This window comes from Embleya sp. NPDC056575, from assembly GCF_042793325.1.
Lineage (GTDB): Bacteria > Actinomycetota > Actinomycetes > Streptomycetales > Streptomycetaceae > Embleya.
On the sequence record NZ_JBHTVA010000012.1, the window covers coordinates 68,049 to 90,213 of the forward strand.

At 70.7% G+C, this 22,165-nt stretch carries 18 protein-coding genes; 15 read left to right on the forward strand and 3 right to left on the reverse strand.

Annotated elements, in window-relative coordinates; all coding sequences use genetic code 11:
• The first annotated feature begins 277 nt into the window (after positions 1–277).
• The 13 genes from rpsA (at position 278) to ACFRCG_RS11970 (ending at position 16,524) form a co-directional block, all read left to right on the forward strand.
• The gene (gene rpsA / locus ACFRCG_RS11910; protein ID WP_078977653.1) at positions 278–1,765 is read left to right on the forward strand and encodes a 30S ribosomal protein S1; all 1,488 of its coding nucleotides are present in this window, start codon (positions 278–280) and stop codon (positions 1,763–1,765) included.
• 177 nt (positions 1,766–1,942) lie between these two features.
• Positions 1,943–3,208 carry an MFS transporter gene (locus ACFRCG_RS11915; RefSeq protein ID WP_380030688.1) on the forward strand — a complete coding sequence of 422 codons (1,266 nt, stop codon included), beginning with the start codon at positions 1,943–1,945 and terminating at the stop codon, positions 3,206–3,208.
• On the forward strand, positions 3,198–4,259 hold the full coding sequence (locus ACFRCG_RS11920; RefSeq protein ID WP_380030689.1) for a hypothetical protein: 1,062 nt from the start codon (positions 3,198–3,200) through the stop codon (positions 4,257–4,259). The genes ACFRCG_RS11915 and ACFRCG_RS11920 overlap by 11 nt, the downstream gene beginning before the upstream one ends.
• Positions 4,260–4,614: 355 nt before the next feature.
• Entirely contained in the window at positions 4,615–5,178 is a 564-nt protein-coding gene (locus ACFRCG_RS11925) for a phosphatase PAP2 family protein (RefSeq protein WP_380030690.1), read from the forward strand.
• 4 nt (positions 5,179–5,182) lie between these two features.
• Positions 5,183–6,181 (forward strand): decaprenyl-phosphate phosphoribosyltransferase, encoded by a 999-nt coding sequence (locus ACFRCG_RS11930; protein WP_380011357.1) that lies wholly within the window; start codon positions 5,183–5,185, stop codon positions 6,179–6,181.
• Positions 6,174–7,559, forward strand: coding sequence for an FAD-binding protein (locus ACFRCG_RS11935; protein ID WP_380030691.1), 1,386 nt, complete (start codon positions 6,174–6,176; stop codon positions 7,557–7,559). Before ACFRCG_RS11930 ends, ACFRCG_RS11935 begins: the two co-directional genes overlap by 8 nt.
• 63 nt (positions 7,560–7,622) lie before the next feature.
• Positions 7,623–8,378 (forward strand): decaprenylphospho-beta-D-erythro-pentofuranosid-2-ulose 2-reductase, encoded by a 756-nt coding sequence (locus ACFRCG_RS11940; RefSeq protein WP_380011351.1) that lies wholly within the window; start codon positions 7,623–7,625, stop codon positions 8,376–8,378.
• Between the two features lie 143 nt (positions 8,379–8,521).
• The gene (gene coaE / locus ACFRCG_RS11945; RefSeq protein WP_380030692.1) at positions 8,522–9,121 is read left to right on the forward strand and encodes a dephospho-CoA kinase; all 600 of its coding nucleotides are present in this window, start codon (positions 8,522–8,524) and stop codon (positions 9,119–9,121) included.
• 217 nt (positions 9,122–9,338) lie between these two features.
• Complete coding sequence (uvrB, locus tag ACFRCG_RS11950; RefSeq protein ID WP_380030693.1) at positions 9,339–11,420, forward strand: excinuclease ABC subunit UvrB; 2,082 nt, start codon at positions 9,339–9,341, stop codon at positions 11,418–11,420.
• Positions 11,421–11,638: 218 nt separating this feature from the next.
• A complete protein-coding gene (locus ACFRCG_RS11955; RefSeq protein WP_078977660.1) occupies positions 11,639–12,211 on the forward strand; it encodes a TerD family protein in 573 nt (190 codons plus the stop codon).
• Between the two features lie 104 nt (positions 12,212–12,315).
• Positions 12,316–14,064 carry a TerD family protein gene (locus ACFRCG_RS11960; protein WP_380030694.1) on the forward strand — a complete coding sequence of 583 codons (1,749 nt, stop codon included), beginning with the start codon at positions 12,316–12,318 and terminating at the stop codon, positions 14,062–14,064.
• Between the two features lie 647 nt (positions 14,065–14,711).
• The gene (locus ACFRCG_RS11965; RefSeq protein ID WP_380030695.1) at positions 14,712–15,368 is read left to right on the forward strand and encodes an exonuclease domain-containing protein; all 657 of its coding nucleotides are present in this window, start codon (positions 14,712–14,714) and stop codon (positions 15,366–15,368) included.
• Positions 15,369–15,534: 166 nt separating this feature from the next.
• The gene (locus ACFRCG_RS11970) at positions 15,535–16,524 is read left to right on the forward strand and encodes a TerC/Alx family metal homeostasis membrane protein (RefSeq protein WP_380030696.1); all 990 of its coding nucleotides are present in this window, start codon (positions 15,535–15,537) and stop codon (positions 16,522–16,524) included.
• On the opposite strand, the gene ACFRCG_RS11975 is transcribed toward ACFRCG_RS11970, so the two are convergent.
• Positions 16,521–16,685 (reverse strand): hypothetical protein, encoded by a 165-nt coding sequence (locus ACFRCG_RS11975; protein ID WP_380030697.1) that lies wholly within the window; start codon positions 16,683–16,685, stop codon positions 16,521–16,523. The two genes, ACFRCG_RS11970 and ACFRCG_RS11975, sit on opposite strands and share 4 nt — an antisense overlap.
• Before the next feature lie 125 nt (positions 16,686–16,810).
• Here ACFRCG_RS11975 and ACFRCG_RS11980 point away from each other — a divergent pair, with 125 nt between their 5' ends.
• Complete coding sequence (locus tag ACFRCG_RS11980) at positions 16,811–17,365, forward strand: CGNR zinc finger domain-containing protein (RefSeq protein ID WP_380030698.1); 555 nt, start codon at positions 16,811–16,813, stop codon at positions 17,363–17,365.
• Positions 17,366–17,390: 25 nt separating this feature from the next.
• Here ACFRCG_RS11980 and ACFRCG_RS11985 read toward each other — a convergent pair whose 3' ends face one another.
• Both ACFRCG_RS11985 and ACFRCG_RS11990 read right to left on the reverse strand, forming a co-directional pair.
• Positions 17,391–18,047 carry an MBL fold metallo-hydrolase gene (locus ACFRCG_RS11985; protein WP_380030699.1) on the reverse strand — a complete coding sequence of 219 codons (657 nt, stop codon included), beginning with the start codon at positions 18,045–18,047 and terminating at the stop codon, positions 17,391–17,393.
• A 45-nt stretch (positions 18,048–18,092) separates the two neighbouring features.
• A complete protein-coding gene (locus tag ACFRCG_RS11990) occupies positions 18,093–18,827 on the reverse strand; it encodes a maleylpyruvate isomerase family mycothiol-dependent enzyme (protein ID WP_380030700.1) in 735 nt (244 codons plus the stop codon).
• 416 nt (positions 18,828–19,243) lie between these two features.
• Here ACFRCG_RS11990 and uvrA point away from each other — a divergent pair, with 416 nt between their 5' ends.
• On the forward strand, positions 19,244–22,090 hold the full coding sequence (uvrA, locus tag ACFRCG_RS11995; protein ID WP_380030702.1) for an excinuclease ABC subunit UvrA: 2,847 nt from the start codon (positions 19,244–19,246) through the stop codon (positions 22,088–22,090).
• Positions 22,091–22,165: the final 75 nt, after the last annotated feature.

The following is a 22,165-nucleotide window of genomic DNA, read 5'->3' on the forward strand; positions in this document are numbered from 1 at the left end:
CGCGGTATCGCTGCGGGCGGGCACGGACGCGCGTAGGGTACTCCCTTCGGGACGTCCGGGTTGATCGCATGCATCCGGTGCGCGTTGACCGCACCCGGTCGGCCCCGTATGCTGCAAGTTGCGCCGCGGGCCTGCGTGAACTCAGACGGAGCAGGTCGCGCTCACCTTTGTCGATCCCACGCCATCCTCTTGCATGGACTGCGGTCGTCGGGGGCGAAACCGGGTCCACAAGCGTGTTTGAAAACGACTTCTGTCCGTACCCGGAGCCCTTACCCACATGACGAGCAGCACCGAGGCCACGCCCAGCACCACCCCGCAGGTGGCGGTCAACGACATCGGCTCCGAGGAAGACTTCCTCGCAGCGATCGATGAGACGATCAAGTACTTCAACGACGGCGACATCGTGGATGGCGTGATCGTCAAGGTCGACCGGGACGAGGTCCTGCTCGACATCGGTTACAAGACCGAAGGCGTCATCCCGTCCCGCGAGCTTTCCATCAAGCACGACGTGGACCCCCACGAGGTCGTCACTGTCGGTGACCACATCGAGGCCTTGGTTCTCCAGAAGGAGGACAAGGAAGGCCGCCTGATCCTCTCGAAGAAGCGGGCGCAGTACGAGCGCGCCTGGGGCACGATCGAGAAGATCAAGGAAGAGGACGGCATCGTCACCGGTACCGTCATCGAGGTCGTCAAGGGTGGTCTCATCCTGGACATCGGCCTCCGCGGCTTCCTCCCGGCCTCGCTGGTCGAGATGCGTCGTGTGCGGGACCTCCAGCCGTACGTGGGCAAGGAGCTCGAAGCCAAGATCATCGAGCTGGACAAGAACCGCAACAACGTGGTCCTGTCCCGCCGTGCCTGGCTCGAGCAGACCCAGTCCGAGGTGCGCCAGACATTCCTCACGACCCTGCAGAAGGGTCAGGTCCGCACGGGCGTCGTCTCCTCGATCGTCAACTTCGGTGCGTTCGTGGACCTCGGCGGCGTCGACGGCCTGGTGCACGTCTCCGAGCTGTCCTGGAAGCACATCGACCACCCGTCCGAGGTTGTCGAGGTCGGTCAGGAAGTCACCGTCGAGGTCCTCGACGTCGACATGGACCGCGAGCGTGTCTCCCTGTCGCTGAAGGCGACCCAGGAAGACCCGTGGCAGCAGTTCGCCCGGACCCACCAGATCGGCCAGGTCGTTCCCGGCAAGGTCACCAAGCTCGTTCCGTTCGGTGCGTTCGTCCGCGTGGACGAGGGCATCGAGGGCCTGGTGCACATCTCCGAGCTGGCCGAGCGCCACGTGGAGATCCCGGAGCAGGTCGTCCAGGTCGGCGACGAGATCTTCGTCAAGGTCATCGACATCGACCTCGAGCGTCGCCGCATCAGCCTCTCGCTGAAGCAGGCCAACGAGGCGTTCGGCGCGGACCCGGCCACGGCCGAGTTCGACCCGACCCTGTACGGCATGGCCGCGACCTACGACGACGCGGGCAACTACATCTACCCGGACGGCTTCGACCCCGAGACCAACGACTGGCTCGAGGGCTTCGACAAGCAGCGCGAGGAGTGGGAGAAGCAGTACGCCGACGCCCAGGCGCGCTTCGAGTCGCACCAGCAGCAGGTCGTCAAGGCCCGCGAGGCCGAGGCGGAGGCCGTGGCCGGCGAGGCCGCGGGCGCGTACTCCTCGGGTGGTGACGACGAGGTCGAGGCCGACACCACCGGCGGCGCCCTCGCGTCCGACGAGGCGCTGGCCGCGCTGCGCGAGAAGCTGGCCGGCGGCCAGAGCTGAACTCGGGCACACGACGCCTGAGGTGAACCTCGGGTAGCCGGATGTATCGCGAGGCCCCATCTCCCTTCGGGGAGGTGGGGCCTTTCGACGTCTCGGGGCGTCGGCGTTTTCCGGTGCGGGGGCGCGAACGGGACTAGGGTCGGGATCGGTCACACGGCAGCCGGGGGAGGGTGCGGCGTGTACGTCTCGTCCACACGTGCGGATGTGCCGCTCGCGCGGCCCGGGCCGGGGCGCGGTGCGGTGGTCACCGGCAATGTGATCGCCCTGGGCATGGTCAGTCTGGTCACCGACATCTCCTCCGAGATGGTCACCGCGGTGATGCCGGTCTACCTGGTCACGGGCCTGGGCCTGACGATGCTTCAATTCGGCTTCCTGGACGGCCTGTACTCCGGTGTCACGGTCTTCCTGCGGCTGATCGGCGGCCACCTCGCGGATCGGTTCGCCGCCCGCAAGCCGGTCGCGGTGGTCGGCTACGGGATGTCCGCCGTGGCCAAGCTCGGCCTGCCGCTGGTCGGCGCCTCGGTGCCGGGGATCGGCGCGGTGCTCGCCGCCGACCGGGCCGGCAAGGGGCTGCGGACGGCGCCGCGCGACGCGCTGATCTCGCTGTCCAGCACGCCCGAGGCGCAGGGGCGCGCGTTCGGCGTGCATCGTGCGCTCGACACGGTCGGGGCGTTCACCGGGCCGCTGGTGGCGTTCACCATCCTGGCGGCGGTGGGCACCGCCTACGACGCGGTGTTCGTGGTGAGTTGCTGCGTCGGCCTGGTGGCGGTGGCGATGCTCGTGCTGTTCGTGCGCGACCACCGCGATCCCCCGCGGCACCGGCCCGGATGGCGTGACGGGGCGCGGCTGTTGCGGGATCGGCCCTATCGCCGGTTGTGCGTGGTGGCGGCGGTGCTGGGCCTGGTCACCGTCAGCGACGCGTTCGTGTATCTGCTGCTCCAGCACCGGCTGGAGATCCGCCCGCACTGGTTCCCGCTGTTGCCGCTGGGCACCGCCGGGGTCTACCTGGTGCTGGCGCTGCCGTTGGGGCGGCTGGCCGACCGGATCGGGCGGCGCCGGGTGTTCCTGGCCGGGCACGGGGCGCTGCTCGCGGCGTATGTGTTCCTGGGCGGCCCGCTCGGCGGGGTGCCGCTGTTGCTGACGGTGCTCGCCCTGCACGGGGTGTTCTACGCGGCCACCGACGGCGTGTTGTCGGCCGCGGTGGGGGCGCGGTTGCCGGCGGCGGGTCGGGCGGGCGGGATGGCGGTGGTGCAGACCGGGCAGGCGGTGGGCCGGTTCGCCTCCTCGATGGTCTTCGGCGCGTTGTGGAGCGCGTGGGGGCCGGCGACGGCGATCCGGGTGCTCGCGGTCGCCCTCGCGGTGGCCCTGTTCGGCTCCACCCTCGCCCTGGCGGGTCGCCGGGTGCGGGCGACGCGACCCACGGAGGTCCACGATGTCCGTTGACCTCGACGCCGACGCGCCGGTGAAGCCGGCGGTCACCCGGCGGCGCGTACTGGTGTTCGCGCTGGTCCTGGTGCTGCTCGCGGGCATCGCGGTCGGCTACACGGTGTACGCGGTGCGGCGCGAGGACGACCGGCTCTACGGCGGCGACGGCACCGCGCCTGGCGGGCCGCCGCTGAGCCTGGTCGGCGCGCCGCGGTTGTTGTTCCGCAGCACCGAGTCGGGTCCGGGGTACGGCCGGCTGGCCACCGTCGCGGCGGCCGATCCGGGCGGGCCGCGCACGGTGGGCGAGCGCTCCTGCGACCGGGTCTACGCCGCCGGCGGCACCGCGGTGTGCCTGGCCACCGAGGGCGGCCTGACCAGGACCCCCGTGGCGCTGGTCCTGGACGCGGACCTGCGTCAGGTGCGCCGGGTCGAGTTGGCCGGCACGCCCAACCGGGCCCGGGTCTCGGCGTCGGGGCGGATGGCCTCGTGGACCGTGTTCGTCTACGGCGACTCGTACGCGTCCATGACCTTCTCCACCCGGACCTCGATCCTGGACACCCGCACGGGCGAGCTGACCGCGAACCTGGAGGACTTCACCACCACCCGCGACGGCAAGGAACTCAAGTCGCCGGACCGCAACTTCTGGGGTGTCACCTTCACCGCCGACGACAACACCTTCTACGCCACCTTGTCGACCAACACCACCGGCCGCACCTACCTGGTCCGCGGGGACCTCGCGGCGCGCACCATGACGGTGCTGCGGGAGAACGTCGAATGCCCGTCGTTGTCCCCCGACGGGACCCGGCTGGTGTTCAAGAAGAAGATCTCGCAGAGCACCCGCAACCCGTGGCGGCTGCATGTGCTCGACCTCGCCACGATGCGCGAGACGCCGCTCGCGGAGACGCACAGCGTGGACGACCAGGCGATCTGGATCGATGACCACACGGTGGGGTACGCACTGCCCACCGGCTCCGGCGCGGCCGGCGACGTGTGGTCGGTGCCGGCCGACGGCGGCGGCGCGCCGACCCGGCTCGTGATCGGCGGATTCTCCCCGGCGCCGCTGCGCTGACCGCGCGCAAGGACGCGCTTGTGCATCGGCCCGGCCTCGCGCAGGCTGCGGGTCTGCCACAGTTCCGTCACGAAATGCCGGTCGCGGCCCGGGCGGTGCCACCCGTTCGGCAGCGTGTGACCTGGAACGAAGCCGCAGGACGGGTGCCCGATCGGTGGCGGCCCCTTCGGGGCGATACCGGGCCGACTCGGCGAAGAGCGCCTGCGAGGTTCGCGTACCCTGACTCATTGGTGCCATGCGCCGGGCTCATATGGAAGTGGCCCGTGTGGCGGTCGGGACGACCGCCGGAGCACGTAGGCCCCCGGACTTCGGGGCAGGGCGACCACTCGACGTGCAGTAGGAATTGGGGATTTCGATGGCCTTTGGTGGAGCGTTCGCCACCGGGCAGGTAGTCAAGACCGTCGGCGCGTCCGACGTCGCCCTGTACCGCGAGGTGCGCGGGCGCACCGGGCACCCGGTCGTCCAGCGCACGAGCAAGGCGCTGTCCTTCGCCGGGGAGCACGCGGGTGTCTGGCTCGCCGCGGGTCTGGTCGGCGCCGCGGTGGACCGCGACCGTCGGCCCGAGTGGCTGCGCGCCACCGCGACCGTCGCCGGGGCGCACGTGGCCAGCATGGTGATCAAGCGGGTCGTGCGCCGCCCCCGACCGGCGATAGCGGGTCTGGAGCCGACCGTGCGCACCGCCGGCCGACACAGCTTCCCCTCCTCGCACTCCGTCTCCTCCGCTGCCGCGGCCGTGGCGTTCCACGGTCTGCTGCCCACGGCCGTCACCGGCACGGCAGCCGCCGCGACGTGTTTCTCGCGGCTCGTCGTGGGCGTCCACTATCCGTCCGACGTGGCCGCCGGCGCGACCATGGGTCTCGCCGCGGGTGGCCTGGGTCGGGCCTGGGTCCGCCGCGCAGAGCGTCCGAAGGGGTTCTGAAGTCTTGAGTACATCCGAAGTCGAAGCGTCGCTCGAGCCGGACGAGGCCCTGGTCGTACCGGGCCCGGCCGCCGGGGCGGCGACCGCCGTGGCCCCGACCCCGGTCGAGGCGCCCGCGCCGCCGCGTGGCGGACTGGCCGGCGGCCTGCTGAAGCTGGCCCGGCCCAAACAGTGGGTCAAGAACGTGCTCGTGTTCGCCGCGCCGCTGGCGGCCGGGCGACTGGACGAGGGCTACGTCCTGGGCCACAGCGCGATCATGTTCGTGTTGTTCTGCCTCGCCGCCTCGGCGATCTACTACATCAACGACGCGTTCGACGTCGAGGCCGACCGCGAGCACCCCACCAAGCGCAACCGCCCGATCGCCTCCGGCGTGGTGCCGGTCAAGCTCGCCTGGACGCTCGGCCCGATCCTGGGCATCGCCGCCGTGGTGCTCGGGGTGCTGCTGTGCAACCCGGGGACCGCGCTGGTGCTGGGCCTGTACGTGGTGCTCAACGTCGCGTACTGCTTCTCCTTCAAGCACGTGGTCGTGCTCGACCTGGCCATGGTCGCCTCCGGCTTCCTGTTCCGGGCGATGGCCGGCGGCACCGCGTCCGAACTGCCGCTGTCGCGCTGGTTCCTGCTCACCGCGGGCTTCGGGTCGTTGTTCATGGTCGCGGGCAAGCGCTACTCGGAGATGGTGTTGATGGGCGAGGAGGCGGCCAAGACGCGCGCCTCGCTGGCCAACTACTCGATCACCTACCTGCGCTTCGTGTGGCAGATGGCGGTGTCGGTGACGCTGCTCACCTACTCGCTGTGGGCGTTCCAGATCCCCGAGGGCGATTCCACCCTGGCCTGGCACCAGTTGTCCCTGGTCCCGTTCGGCTTCGCCTTCCTGCGCTACGCCGTGTACGTGGACGCCGGAACCGCGGGGTCCCCCGAGGACGTTCTCCTCAAGGACAAGGTCCTCGTCGGCCTTGGCTTCGCCTGGCTTCTCACCTTTGTTCTGGGAGTGTTCCATGTCTGACGGCCCGTCGGCCGACGTACGACCAACCGCTCGGCGGGTCCGGCTGAACGGGTGGGGACGCACCGCCCCCACCTTCGCCGACGTCGTGCGACCCACCACCCGCGAGCAGGTCGCCACCGCCCTCGGGCAGCGCACCTCGCGTGGGGTGATCGCCCGCGGCCTGGGCCGCTCGTACGGCGACCCCGCGCAGAACGGCGGCGGCACCGTCCTGGACATGACCGGCCTGGACCGGATCCTCGCGGTGGACCTGGAACGCGGCCTGGTCACCTGCGAGGCCGGGGTCAGCCTGGACCGGCTGATCGAACTGTTCGTCCCGTTCGGCTTCTTCGTCCCCGTCACCCCCGGCACCCGGCAGGTGACCGTGGGCGGCGCGATCGGCGCCGACGTGCACGGCAAGAACCACCACGCCGACGGCAGCTTCTGCAACCACGTGTTGTCCATGGACCTGCTCCTGGCCGACGGCACCGAGCGCACCGTCACCCCGGACAACGACCCGGAGCTGTTCTGGGCCACCGCCGGCGGCATGGGCCTGACCGGCCTGGTGTTGTCGGCGACCATCCGCATGACGCCCATCGAGACCTCGCTCGCGTCGGTGGACACCGACCGCACGCGCAACCTCGACGAGGCGATGGCGCTGATGGCCGAGACGGACGAGAAGTACACGTACACCGTCGCCTGGCTCGACTGCCTGGCCAAGGGCCCCAACCTGGGCCGCTGCGTGCTCACCTGCGGCGAGTTCGCGGCGCTGGACGACCTGCCCGCCAAGCGGCGCCGGGACCCGCTGCGCTTTCGTACCGGCTCGCTGCTGACCGTGCCGGACCTGGTGCCGGGTCGGCTGCCGAACAAGCTCACCATGGGGCTGTTCAACGAGCTGTGGTACCGCAAGGCGCCCAAGCACAAGGTCGGCCAACTCCAGTCGATCACCGCGTTCTTCCACCCGCTCGACCTGGTCCAGGAGTGGAACCGGGTCTACGGGCGGACCGGCTTCCTCCAGTACCAGTTCGTGGTGCCGTTCGGCCGCGAGGACGGGCTGGTCAAGGCGGTCGAGACGATCAGCCGGCACGGCGCGCCCTCCTCGCTCACCGTGCTCAAGCGCTTCGGTCCGGGCAACGCGGGCTTCCTGTCCTTCCCCAAGCCGGGCTGGACGCTGACCCTCGACTTCCCGACCAACACCCCCGGCCTGGCCCGGCTGCTGCGCGAGCTCGACGAGATCGTGCTGACCAACGAGGGCCGCTTCTACCTCGCCAAGGACTCGCGGATGGACCCGGCCGACCTGGCCCGGATGTACCCGCGGCTGGAGCGGTTCCGCGAGGTGCGCGCCAAGGTCGACCCGGACGGGGTCTTCGTCTCCGACCAGGCGCGCCGGCTCGGCATCTGACCGGCCGGCCACGCAGCACTCCCTCCTCCGTCTCGTGAACCACGCTTTTGTGAAGGACGCACCGTGAAAGACGCCTTGGGCGCACCGCAGTCCCTGCTCGTTCTCGGCGGTACCTCCGAGATCGCGCTGACCACGGCCCGCGCGATGGTCGCCGAGCGCGTGCGGCGGGTCGTGCTCGCCGGACGCCCCTCCGCCGGGCTCGAGGCCGCCGCCGACGACCTGCGCGGTCGCGGCGCCACGGTCGAGGTGGTCGCGTTCGACGCGGCCGAGCCCGACGACCACGAGAAGACCATCGACGAGGTCTTCGCGGCGGGCGACATCGACGTCGTGCTGCTCGCGTTCGGGGTGCTCGGCGACCAGGACGCGGACGCGAAGGACCCGGCCGCCGCCGCGCGCGTCGCGCAGGTGAACTACGTGGGCGGCGTCTCGGCCGGGCTCGCGGCGGCCAACGCGCTGTCCCGGCAGGGGCACGGGGCGCTCGCGGTGATCTCGTCGGTGGCCGGCGAGCGGGCCCGCAAGTCGAACTTCATCTACGGTTCGACCAAGGCCGGCCTGGACGCGTTCGCGCAGGGCCTGGGCGACAAGCTGCACGGCACCGGCGTGCACGTGATGGTGGTCCGGCCCGGGTTCGTCCGCACCAAGATGACCGAGGGTCTGCCGGACGTGCCGCTGGCCACCACGCCCGAGGTGGTCGCCGAGGCGATCGTCAAGGGCCTGCGGCGCAAGTCGTCGGTGGTGTGGGTGCCTGGTCAGTTCCGCTTCGTGATGTCGGCGCTGCGGCACGTGCCGCGCCCGATCTTCCGCAAGCTCAACATCTGACGCCCCATACCGCGCGAAGGCCCGTCCCGGTGGTCCGGGGCGGGCCTTCGCGTGTCCGGGGCCGGGGCCTTGGGGGCGGGCGCCGCCCGGCCGCTACGGTGGCCCGGTCGTGGTTGACCCGGGTACGGACGAGGGGCGCGGGCATGGGCAGCAGGGGAAACGTCGGCCTGACCGGTGGGATCGGGGCGGGCAAGAGCGAGGTGGCGCGCCTGCTCGCGGAGCTGGGCGCGGTGGTGATCGACTCGGACCGGATCGCGCGCGAGGTGGTGGCGCCCGGGACGCCCGGCCTGGCGGCGGTGGTCGCCGAATTCGGCGAGTCGGTGCTGCTGCCCGACGGCTCGCTGGATCGACCGGGGCTGGGCCGGATCGTCTTCGGCGCGCCGGAGCGGCTGGCCGCGCTGAACACGATCGTGCATCCGCTGGTCGGGGCGCGCGCGGCGGAGTTGACGGCGGCGGCCGGGGAGGACGCGGTGCTGGTCAACGACGTGCCGCTGCTCGTGGAGAACGACCTGGCGGGGTTGTACGACCTGGTGGTGGTCGTGGACGTGGCCCCCGAGACGCAGCTGGACCGGCTGGTGCGGCTGCGGGGCATGCCGGAGGCCGACGCGCGGGCCCGGATGGCCGCGCAGGCGTCGCGGGAGCAGCGGCTGGCGGTGGCGGACGTGGTGATCGACAACGACGGGCCGCTGGAGGCGCTGGAGCCGCAGGTGCGCTCGTTGTGGGAGCGGTTGACGGGCGCCTGAGGCTTGGTCGTGGGCGCGGCGCGGGTCGGCGGGGTTTACCCGGCCGCTGCGCCCGTTGCGTTTGGTGTGGAGGCTGCGGTTGCTCCGGTGCGCGGGTGACCCGATCCGGCCCGTGGGCGGCCCGTCGTGGCCTCGGGGGTGGGTTTCCGGGGGTACGGAAGGCTGCCGAGGGTTGGGCTCGCGGCGTTTGTCGGTGTGGGGTCGTAACGTGTATGGGGTGCGACCCATCACCGATCTCGAACGCAGAGTGGCGCCTTTCGAGGTCGTCAGTCCCTATCAACCGTCCGGCGACCAACCGCAGGCGATCGATCTGCTCGAGGAGCGGATCAAGGCCAGCGACCGCAACGTGGTGCTGCTCGGCGCCACCGGCACGGGGAAGTCGGCGACGACCGCGTGGATGATCGAGCGACTGCAGCGACCGACGCTCGTCATGGCGCCCAACAAGACCCTCGCCGCGCAGCTCGCCAACGAATTCCGCGAGCTGCTGCCCAACAACGCCGTCGAATACTTCGTCTCGTACTACGACTACTACCAGCCCGAGGCGTACGTCCCGACCACCGACACCTACATCGAGAAGGACTCCTCGATCAACGAGGAGGTCGAGCGGCTGCGGCACTCGACCACCAACTCGCTGCTGACCCGCCGTGACGTGGTCGTGGTCGCCTCGGTGTCCTGCATCTACGGCCTGGGCACCCCGCAGGAATACGTGGACCGCATGGTCCGGCTGCGGGTCGGCGAGGAGATCGAGCGGGACGAACTGCTGCGCCGCTTCGTGGGCAACCAGTACACCCGCAACGACGTCGCGTTCACGCGCGGCACCTTCCGGGTGCGCGGCGACACGATCGAGATCTTCCCGGTCTACGAAGAGCTGGCCGTGCGGATCGAGATGTTCGGCGACGAGATCGAGTCGCTGATGACGCTGCACCCGCTCACCGGCGAGGTGGTCAGCGAGGACGACGAGCTGTACGTCTTCCCCGCCACCCACTACGTGGCCGGCCCCGAGCGCATGGAGCGCGCGGTCGTCGGGATCGAGCGTGAGCTGGAGGAGTCGCTGGCGCTGCTGGAGAAGCAGGGCAAGGTGCTGGAGGCGCAACGACTGCGCATGCGCACCACCTACGACATCGAGATGCTCCGCCAGATCGGCACCTGCTCCGGCGTGGAGAACTACTCGCGGCACATGGACGGCCGCGAGGCCGGCAGCGCGCCGAACACGCTCCTCGACTACTTCCCCGAGGACTTCGTCCTGGTGCTGGACGAGTCGCACGTGACCGTGCCGCAGATCGGCGCGATGTACGAGGGCGACGCGTCGCGCAAGCGCACGCTGGTCGAACACGGCTTCCGGCTGCCGTCCGCGATGGACAACCGCCCGCTGAAGTGGGAGGAGTTCCTGGAGCGGGTCGGCCAGACGGTGTACCTGTCGGCGACGCCCGGCAAGTACGAGCTGGCCAAGGCCGACAAGGTGGTCGAGCAGATCATCCGGCCGACCGGTCTGGTCGACCCCGAGGTGGTGGTCAAGCCGACCGAGGGCCAGATCGACGACCTGCTGCACGAGATCAGGATCCGGGCCGAGAAGGACGAGCGGGTGCTGGTCACCACGCTCACCAAGAAGATGTCCGAGGACCTGACCGACTACTTCCTGGAGCAGGGTGTGCGGGTGCGCTACCTGCACAGCGACATCGACACGCTGCGCCGGGTGGAGCTGCTGCGCGAGCTGCGGCTGGGCGAGTTCGACGTGCTGGTCGGCATCAACCTGCTCCGCGAGGGCCTGGACCTGCCCGAGGTCTCGCTCGTGTCCATCCTGGACGCGGACAAGGAGGGCTTCCTGCGCTCGGGCACCTCGCTGATCCAGACCATCGGCCGCGCCGCGCGCAACGTGTCCGGCCAGGTGCACATGTACGCGGACCGGATCACCCCGTCGATGGAGAAGGCGATCGACGAGACGAATCGCCGGCGCGAGAAGCAGGTCGCGTACAACGCCGAGCGCGGCATCGACCCGCAGCCGCTGCGCAAGAAGATCGTGGACATCCTCGACTCGATCTCGCGCGAGGACGCGGACACCGACGACCTGCTGTCCGGCGGGGGCCGGGGCCGGCAGAAGGCACCGGTGCCGGCGCTCGGCCGCAAGGGCGGGGCGAGCGACATGCCCGCGACCGACCTGGCCGACATGATCCGGGTGATGACGGACCAGATGCACGCCGCCGCCTCCGAACTGCAATTCGAGCTGGCCGCGCGGTTGCGCGACGAGGTCGGGGAGCTGAAGAAGGAGCTGCGCGGGATGAAGGCCGCGGGCATCGCGTAGCAGGATGACGGGACGGCTCGCCGGATCCGAGGGAACGGCCTGCCGAGTCCGTACGTCATGACCGGTAGGTTCGTGACCCTGAATGTGTCCGAGGGGGCTCGCCGGGACACCGGCGACCCCCGAGGACTACTCTGCGGCCAGTACGGGCCCGCCCGCCTCGTTCCGGGGCGGGGCCCACGAGCCGCGTGACCGAAAATCTGTGAGGGGAGACGTCGCCAGTGGCCGTCAACATGTCCAAGGGCCAGAGGATTTCACTCGACAAGCCGGGTGGTGGCGAGCTGACCATGGTCCGGATGGGCCTGGGCTGGGACGCCATCAAGCGCCGCGGCCTGTTCGGCAGCCGGGAGAAGGAGGTCGACCTCGACGCGTCGTGCGTGCTCTTCGCGGAGAACCAGCCGGTCGACGTCTGCTACTTCGGCCAGCTCACCAGCAAGGACGGGTCCGTGCGCCACACCGGCGACAACCTGACCGGGCACGGTGACGGCGACGACGAGTCGATCCTGGTGGACCTGGGTCGCGTGCCGGTGCACGTGGACCAGATCATCTTCACGGTCAGCTCCTTCCAGGGGCAGACCTTCCAGGAGATCGAGAACGCGTTCTGCCGGATCGTGGACGAGACCACGAACACCGAGCTGGCCCGCTACACGCTCTCCGGCGGTGGCAACTACACCGGCCAGATCATGGCCAAGCTGTACCGGCACGGCACCGGCTGGAAGATGGCCGCGATCGGCGAGCCCGCCCACGGGCAGACCCTGCGCGACCTCCTGCCGGCTCTGATGGCGCACCTGTAGGACGCACAACCAAACATGGCGAGCGGGCCGGGACGGGCGGACGACGCCTCCCGGCCCGCTCGCGCGGGGTCCGTCCCGGCGGGGCGGGGAGGGGACGAACGCACGTGAGCACCGAACTGGTACGGGGTCAGAATCTGGCACTGCCCGACACCCGGGTGGAGGTCGAGGTCGCGGCGCAGTGTCCGGTCGAGCTGGTGGTGGCCCTGGTGGGGGCCGACGATCGGGTCCGCGGCGACGACGACGTGGTCCAGCGCGGCGGTGGCGACACCGCCGGGGTGACGATCCGTCAGGCCGGTGCGACCTTCGAGTTGGACAAACTGCCCGCCGAGGTCGAGCGGGTGCTGGTCGGCGCCTCGCTCGAGGGCGGCGGCGTGGATCGCTTCGGCGTGGTCGCGGCGCCCGTGGTCACCGTGCGCGCGGGGGGCGAGGACCTGGCCTCCTTCCGGGTCACCGACCTCGGCAACGAGCGGGCACTGCACACCGTCGAGCTGTACCGGCGCCAGGGGGCGTGGAAGGTGCGCGCCGTCGGGCAGGGCTACGAAGCGGGCCTGGAGGCGCTGCTCAAGGACGTCGGGGTACAGAACCGGGCCCGGGTGGTGGACCGCGCGCGGACCGCGCTCGGCGGGCCGGCCGCCGCGCCGTTCAGCGCCGCGAACGCGCCCACGGAGCCGCGCGAGCCGGGCACCGTGCCGCGCGTGGACGCCAACGGCGGGATGGCCTGGGCCGCGCCGCCGCCGGATGTCGAGCAGGAGGCGAACCGGCGGGCCGCGCGGCGCGAGGTGGAGAAGCTGTACGAGCAGGTCTGGGGCGTGTTCGAGGACGCGGCGCGGTCGGCGGCGGCCTATCGCTCGGCGATCGAGTACGCGGACGGCCGGCTGGACAAGGAACTGGAGGGGGTCCTCAACGACCCCGCCGCGCGCTTTTCGCCCGCCGGGCTGGCCGCGCAGGACACCGCGCGGGACCGGCATCGGGCGCTGGCCGAGCAGGCCAAGGCGGTACTGGATCGCGACACCGCGCAACTGGTCGGCGAGGTCGAGCAGTTGGAGCCCAACCTGCCGCCGGTGATGGCGCGTTGGGACAGCACCTCGTGGGCCGGGTGGCAGGCGCCGGAGGACGGGGCGCCGGCGATTCGGCTCGGCGACCTGTATCTGCCGGAGCGGCCCGAGTTGCGGGTGCCGATGGTGTTGCGGCTGCCGATGGACCGCGGGTTGTGGGTGGACACCGGCGCCACCGGTCTGGAGGGCGAGCGGGGCGACGGCGCGGAGCGGGCGAACGAGCTGGCGGTGTCGTTGACCGCGCGGATGTTCGCGGCCTTCCCGGTGGGCGAATTCAAGGTGCACGTGATCGACCCGGCGGGCAAGGGCACGGCGGCGGCGCCGTTGCAGCCGCTGGCGGCCTCACGGCTGCTGGTGGGTCCGGTGGCCACCGACGCGGCCGACATCTCGGCGCTGCTGGGTCGGATCATCGACCGCATCGAGCTGGTGCGGATGGCGGTGGCCAACGACGCGGTGGACTCGCTGCCGGACGGGCTGGATCTGGCGCGGCAGTTGTTGCTGGTGCACGATTTCCCGTTCGGGTTCGACGATCGCAGTGCGGCTCAGTTGCGGCACATCGTCGAGGAGGGGCCGCGGGTCGGGGTGCACGTGATCGTGGTCGGGTCGCGGGTGGACGCCGAGTCGTTCGGGCCGCTGCTGGAGCCGTTGTGGCGGTCGTTGTTGCGGCTGACGGCGATTCCGGAGGATCACATCATGGATCCGTGGATCGGCCTGCCGTGGGTGTACACCCCGGACCTGCCCTCCGGCGGCGCCGAGGCCACCCGCCAACTCCTGTCCTGGGTGGCGGGTGCCAGCTAGGCCGGGGGCGGCCGGGCGGGGGCTTCCGGGCCGCGGGCCGCGCGGTGTCCTCAAGCGCCGGACGGGCTGGGTGTTTTGGGTGTTCCGAGTGCCGGGGGCTGTGGTTGGTGGTGGCCTCCGGCCCGGTGTCCTCAAGCGCCGGACGGGCTGGGTGTTTCGGGTGCCTCGGTGCCGGGGGCTGCGGTCGTGTGGTGGCCTCCGGCCCGGTGTCCTCAAGCGCCGGACGGGCTGATTGTTCGGTGCCCGGAGCGCCGGGGCTGCGGTTTGCCGGTCGTGTCCTTCCGGGTTGTCCTCAAGCGCCGGACGGGCTGGGTGTTTTGGGTGTTCCGAGTGCCGGGGCTGCCGTTTGGCCGATGTCGCATGTCCCAAGCGCCGGGAGCCGCGGTGTGGTGCTCGCCGTCCGCATCCCCCAACCGCCGGGCCGGCTACGCGATTTCGGGTAGCCGCGTGCCGCGCTCGGCGGCCTGGTAGGCGCCTCCACCCGGCCGGGCCGGTGTTCGAGGGTGTCGGCCGAGGGTGGACTTGGGGGTGGAGGGGTCGTCGGTTTGGGGGAGTTGGGGGGAAAGGGGCGGGAAGCGGGGGCCTGGGGTCGTAGACTCTCGGGCCGTCGGTCGTGATCGAGGCGGCCTGGGGAAAGGGATGTCGCCTTGTTCGCCTATGCCGATCCGGTGCGGATGCTCGGGGTGGCCGCCGAGGTCGCGCGGACCGAGTTCGCGGTTGTCGATCTGGAGACGACGGGGTTCTCGCCCGCTCGTGGGGACCGGATCGTGGAGATCGGCGTCGTGCGGATGCGCGGCACCGGTGAGGTGTTGCGCGAGTGGACCACGCTGCTCGATCCGGGGCGGTCGGTGGGCGCCGGCCACGTGCACCGGATCACCGCCGCCGACGTGGTGGGCGCGCCCCGTTTCGCTCAGATCGCCACCGAGTTGGCCGGCCTGCTCGCGGGTGCGGTCGTCGTCGCCCACAACGCCTCCTTCGAGCAGCGTTTCCTGGAGGCCGAGTTCGTCGCCGCCGGCCTGGCCCCGCCCACCCTGCCCGCGCTGTGCACGATGCGGCTGGCCAAGGCGTCCGGCCTGCCGCTGGCCGACCACAAGCTCGGCACCTGCTGCGCCCACTTCGGGCTGACCTTCCCCGACGCGCACGCGGCCCTGGCCGACGCCCGGGTCACCGCCCGCCTGCTGCCGCTGCTCCTCGCCGGCCTCGGCACCCGCAGTCTGGGTCTGCCGGTGCCGCCGGCCCGTGCCCCCGAGGCCCTGCCCGCGCCCGCGCTCAAGCCGCGCCGGGGGTTCGCGCCCGCCCGGTGACGGCTGTCCGCCCGGCCCGGCACAGGGATCGCCGGGCGTCCTGTCACCAGGGTTTGGCAAAGGATCGCTTGGTGTTTCCTTTACCTTCTGGCATCCTGGAGGCAATCGGAGGGGTACAGACCCCCCTCCGGCGATGACGCGACCCCCCACGTCTGCCGGAGGCGCAGTGGACGTTTCACCCGTTGCCTGGATCCTGACCATCGTCGTGCTGCTGGCACTGGTGGCCGTCGATCTGTTCATCAACCGCAAACCCCACGAGGTGACCCTCAAGGAGGCGTCCCTGTGGGGCGTGTTCTGGGTCGGCCTCGCCGTGCTGTTCGGCATCGGCCTGACGGTCTTCGCCGGCGCCGAGCCCGGCGGCGAGTTCTTCGCGGGCTTCATCACCGAGAAGTCGCTGAGCGTCGACAACCTGTTCGTGTTCGTGCTGATCATGGGCAAGTTCGCGGTGCCGCCGCAGTACCAGCAGCGGGTGCTGCTCGTGGGTGTGCTGCTCGCGCTCGTGCTGCGTGGCGCCTTCATCGCCGCCGGCGCCGCCGTGGTCGCCGCGTTCTCGTGGGTCTTCTTCATCTTCGGCGCGTTCCTGATCTGGACCGCGTGGAAGCTGATCAAGGAGGCGCAGTCCGACGAGGAGGAGGAGTTCGAGGAGAACGCCCTCCTGCGCAAGGTCGAGAAGGTGCTGCCGACCACCGACGGCTACCGCGACATGAAGCTGGTGGTGCGCGAGAACGGCAAGCGGCTGGTCACGCCGATGCTGATCGTGATGATCGCCGTCGGCACCACCGACGTGCTGTTCGCGCTCGACTCGATCCCGGCGATCTTCGGCCTGACCAAGGAGCCGTACATCGTCTTCACGGCGAACGCGTTCGCCCTGATGGGGCTGCGCCAGCTCTACTTCCTGATCGGCGGACTGCTGAAGAAGCTGGTCTACCTGTCGTACGGCCTGTCGGTGATCCTGGGCTTCATCGGGGTCAAGCTGATCTTCGAGGCGCTGCACGGCGAGGGCGTGCACGTGCCGGAGATCGGCATCCCGCTCTCGCTCGGCGTGATCGTGGCGACCCTGGCGGTGACCACGGTGCTGAGTCTGCGCAAGACGAAGAAGGACGAGCGGGCGGCGGCCGAGGCGGCCGCGAAGGCGGACCGGGACGCGAGCGTCTAACCCAAAAGCGGTACGGCCGGCGGCCCCTGCGCGAGGACGATCTCGTGCGGGGGCCGCCGCGCGTCCGGGCCCGGCCGCAGTCGTACGCCGACGCTGCCGCACAGGCAGCGGGTGTAGACGACTTCGCCCTGGGATGTGGAGTGCCGGGACAGTACGGTCATACGCGGATCCTCGATCCGTCCGCAGGCGTCGCACCGGGAAGACATCGCGTTGCCCCCATGTTGACTAGGGTAATAGGTGTACTGGTGTAGCTCCTTACATAGTTCGCAGCCTAGGTAAGGGTTCAATGGAAGTCAACGGTTACCGCAGTGACGGGGTCGGCGCTGCCGTCGCGATGGTCAACGCGTGGACCGGCGAGGAGGGCGCGGCGCCGGACGTGCGGTCCGCGCGCGATGTGCTGAGGCCGTTCTCGTATCTGGTCGCCGACCTGGACGAGAGCGCGCTCGAACCCTTGCTCGCCTGGGCGCGGGAGCTGCGCGCGTTCTTCGTGCTCGGTGATCTGGAGGCCGCGGTGGCGCACGTCAACGGCCTGCTGGAGCGGGTCGAGTCGCGACCTCGGCTGGTGGATCACGGATATGGGCTGCACCTGCACCACGCGCCCTCGGGGGTGCCGTTCGTCCAGCGCATCCGGATCGGCACCGCACTGGGGCTGGCCAACCTGGTGGCCGACTACGGTCTGGGCCGCTCCGGGGTGTGCGCGGCGGCGGCCTGCGACCGCGTGTTCGCGGACACCTCGCGCAACGGCCGCAAGCGCTACTGCTCGGACACCTGCGCCAACCGGGCGAACGTGGCGGCGCACCGGGCCAGGCGCCGGGCCGCCGAGGGCGCCGGACGGGCCTGAACCGGCCCGGCGCCCCGCGGACGCGCTACCAGCGGCGGGCGCGCCATTCGGTGAGGTTGGGGCGCTCCGCGCCCAGCGTGGTGTCGTTGCCGTGGCCCGGGTACACCCAGGTCTCGTCGGGGAGCACGTCGAACAACTTGTGCTCGACATCGTCGATCAGGTGGTCGAAGGCGGCGGGATCGCCGAAGGTGTTGCCCACCCCGCCCGGGAACAGGCAGTCGCCGGTGAACAGGTGCGGGTGCCCCTTGGGGTCGTCGTACAGCAGCGCCACGCTGCCCTCGGTGTGCCCCACCAGGTGGATGGCCCGAAGCTCGATCGCCCCGAACGCCACCGTGTCGCCGTCGTCCAGGAGTACGTCGCTGGGCACCGGGATGGCCTCGGCGTCGGCGCGCCCGGCGAGCGTGGTGGCCCCGGTGTGCGCGACCACCTCGGCCAGCGCCTGCCAGTGGTCCTGGTGCCGATGGGTGGTGACCACCTTGGCCAGGCCGCCGTCGCCCACCAGGGTGATCAGCGTGCCCGCGTCGTTGGCCGCGTCGATCAGCAACTGCTCATCGGTGGCGCGACAGCGCAGCAGGTAGGCGTCGTTGTCGTAGGGCCCGACGGCCACCTTGGTGATCATCAGCTCGGCCAGCTCGCGCACGGCCGGGGCGCCGCCGACCTTCACGGATCCGTGATACGTCATGCGGGCCATCCTCCCCGGCCGCGCGCCCTCTCGGCTACCGGCGGGCTACATCCAGGCGGGCGGTGTCGGCAGCGGCCCGGCCGGCTCGACGCTCAACCCGTCGCCGTTGGCGCGGCCGATCAGCCAGGCGAGCAGCGACTGGCGGCGGCCCGAGACGACCGCGGCGGGGGCCACGCCCTCCGGGCCGATCAGCAGCTCGCGGTGGGTGATGTCGTCGCGCAGCAGCAGCGGCGGGCAGTCCGGCCGGCCGCGGAAGGACGCCGCCACCTCGTTCAGCTCGCGGTCGGCGTACTCGGTCGGCCAGTGCGCCGGCGTCCAGCCCGCGTCCAGGTCGACGTGGTGGATGTACAACTCGCGCAGCCGCTTGGCGGGCAGCGTCGTCGCGGCGATCTCGCCGGCGTTGCGCGCGGTCACCTTGGCGCCCCACGCGGTCGGCGTCATCGCCGTGAACGCCTGGGCGAACCGGCCCGAGGCGTCGTACAGGTCGGTCAGCTGCTCCTGCGCAGGCCGGCCGGCACCCTCCTCGATGGCCCGGTCGCGGGCGTCGCCCGGCGGGTACATCGGGGTGGGTATCCCGGTCCGGGCCCAGTTCAGCAGGTTGGTCAGGGCGTCCGCGTTGCGGGCCAGATGGGTCAGCACATGGCCTCGGCTCCATCCGGGCAGCAGCGACGGGCCGGCCAGGTGCTCGGCCGACAGTCGTTCCGCGCTTGCCAGGACCTGAGCGGTCGCCTCGTTGATCTCCGCGAGCAGTGCGGCCGGCTCGAACCCGTCCGTGGTCACGATTACCTCCCCCGGATCGCCCTCCGCCGCGGATTCGCGGAACGAGACGGGTCCCGATGCGACGGAGGTCTGTGGTGTTGCAGCTTAGTGCGGCGGCCAGGCCCGAGTGCCCGGGCCGAGGCTTCACACGATCGGGTGAAGAACGACCCGAAGAAGTTTTGTTCGAATGAATGTGCGATAGCCTGGCGCCTCAAAGGGGAACAAACACCTGCCCGCGGCTGCTTACGATGGCGCGAGGACGTAACGATCCGGGGCCGCAGAACGTCACCACCGGCGTGACCTCGACTGCGACCGCCCCCGGGTCCGCATCCTCGATCCGCACTGTCGACGCGTACCGATCAGCCTTTGATCGGCTTCCGTTCAGCTCGACACCATTCAGCCGCAGCGGCATGTCGTCGAAGGGTTTCGATTCTCAAGTGGCCGACCGTCTCATCGTCCGTGGCGCGCGCGAACACAACCTCAAGGACGTCTCCCTCGACCTTCCGCGCGACTCACTCATCGTCTTCACCGGCCTGTCCGGGTCCGGCAAGTCCTCCCTCGCCTTCGACACGATCTTCGCGGAGGGACAGCGCCGCTACGTCGAGTCGCTGTCGTCCTACGCGCGCCAGTTCCTCGGGCAGATGGACAAGCCCGACGTCGACTTCATCGAGGGCCTGTCGCCCGCGGTGTCCATCGACCAGAAGTCGACGAACCGCAACCCCCGCTCCACGGTCGGCACCATCACCGAGGTCTACGACTACCTGCGCCTGCTCTACGCCCGGATCGGCCACCCGCACTGTCCCGAGTGCTCCCGGCCGATCGCCCGGCAGAGCCCGCAGCAGGTGGTCGACCGGGTCCTGGAACTGGAGGAGGGCACCCGCTTCCAGGTGCTCTCGCCGATCGTGCGCGAGCGCAAGGGCGAGTTCGTCGACCTGTTCGCCGAACTCCAGTCCAAGGGCTACAGCCGGGCCCGGGTGGACGGCACCGTGATCCAGCTCACCGACCCGCCCAAGCTGAAGAAGCAGGAGAAGCACACGATCGAGGTGGTCATCGACCGCCTGACCGTGAAGTCCTCCGCCAAGCGCCGGTTGACCGACTCGGTGGAGACCGCGCTCTCGCTCGGCTCCGGCATGGTCATCCTGGACTTCGTCGACCTGCCCGAGGACGACGCGCACCGCGAGCGCATGTTCTCCGAGCACCTCTACTGCCCCTACGACGACCTGTCGTTCGAGGAGCTGGAACCACGCTCGTTCTCGTTCAACTCGCCGTTCGGCGCCTGCCCCGACTGCACCGGCATCGGCACCCGCATGGAGGTCGACCCCGAGCTGGTCGTGCCCGACGGGCAGAAGTCGCTCGACGAGGGCGCGCTTGCGCCGTGGAACGTCGGACACGCGTCGGAATACTTCGGCCGATTGGTCTCCTCGCTCGCCGAGGAGATGGGCTTCAGGACCGACATCCCCTGGGACGGGCTGCCGCAGCGGGCCAAGAAGGCGCTGCTCAACGGCCACAAGACGCAGATCCACGTCAAGTACCGCAACCGCTACGGGCGCGAGCGCTCCTACTACACCTCGTTCGAGGGCGCGCTGCCCTACATCGTGCGCCGGCACTCCGAGGCGGAGACCGACGTCAGTCGCGAGCGCTTCGAGGGCTTCATGCGCGAGGTGCCGTGTGCCACCTGCCACGGCGCCCGGCTCAAGCCGATCGTGCTCGCGGTGACCATCGCCGACAAGTCCATCGCCGACGTGGCGGGCATGTCGATCAGCGACTGCGCCGAGTTCCTGAGCCGGATCAAGCTCGTGGCGCGGGAGAAGAAGATCGCCGAGCGGGTGCTCAAGGAGGTCAACGAGCGGCTGCGCTTCCTGATCGACGTGGGCCTGGAATACCTCTCGCTCAGCCGCCCCGCGGCCACCCTGTCCGGCGGCGAGGCGCAGCGCATCCGGCTCGCCACCCAGATCGGCTCCGGTCTGGTCGGCGTGCTCTACGTGCTCGACGAGCCCTCCATCGGTCTGCACCAGCGCGACAACCACCGGCTGATCGAGACCCTGGTCCGGCTGCGCGACATGGGCAACACGCTGATCGTGGTCGAGCACGACGAGGACACCATCCGGGTCGCCGACTGGGTCGTCGACATCGGCCCCGGCGCCGGCGAGCACGGCGGCGAGGTGGTGCACTCGGGCACCTACAAGGACCTGCTCAAGAACAAGCGCTCGGCCACCGGCGACTACCTCTCCGGCCGCAGGTCGATCCCCACCCCGACCGAGCGCCGGGTACCGGACAAGAAGCGCCGGCTGGTGGTGCACGGCGCCCGGGAGAACAACCTGCGCGACGTCGCCGTGGGCTTCCCCCTCGGCGTGCTCACCGCGGTCACCGGCGTCTCCGGCTCGGGCAAGTCGACCCTGGTCAACGACATCCTGTACACCCACCTGGCGCGCGAGCTCAACGGCGCGCGCAGCGTGCCGGGCCGGCACACCCGGATCACCGGGACCGACCTGGTGGACAAGGTCGTGCACGTCGACCAGGGGCCGATCGGGCGCACCCCGCGCTCCAACCCCGCCACCTACACCGGCGTGTTCGACCACATGCGCAAGCTGTTCGCGGAGACCACCGAGGCCAAGGTGCGTGGCTACCTCCCGGGCCGGTTCTCGTTCAACGTCAAGGGCGGTCGCTGCGAGAACTGCGCGGGCGACGGCACGATCAAGATCGAGATGAACTTCCTCCCCGACGTATACGTGCCGTGCGAGGTCTGCCACGGCGCGCGCTACAACCGGGAGACCCTGGAGGTGCACTTCAAGGGCAAGAACATCTCCGAGGTGCTGGACATGCCGATCGAGGAGGCCCTGGCCTTCTTCGAGGCGGTCCCCGCGATCGCCCGGCACCTGCGCACGCTCAACGACGTCGGCCTGGGCTACGTGCGCCTGGGCCAGCCCGCCACCACGCTCTCCGGCGGCGAGGCGCAGCGCGTCAAGCTGGCCTCCGAGCTGCAGCGCCGCTCCAGCGGCAAGACGGTCTACGTCCTCGACGAGCCGACCACGGGTCTGCACTTCGAGGACATCAGCCGGCTGCTCGGCGTGCTGACCAGCCTGGTCGACAAGGGCAACACGGTGATCGTGATCGAGCACAACCTCGACGTGATCAAGACCGCCGACTGGGTCGTCGACCTCGGCCCCGAGGGCGGCAGCGGCGGCGGCCTCGTCATCGCCGAGGGCACCCCCGAGGAGGTCGCCGAGGTGGCGGGCAGCCACACCGGCAAGTTCCTCCAGGACGTGCTCCACGACCGACGCTGACGCGAGTGGCGCGGGGGCCGGGTGCGAGGATTGACCGGCCTCACGGTGGCGCGGCCGACGTCCGGCCGCGCCACG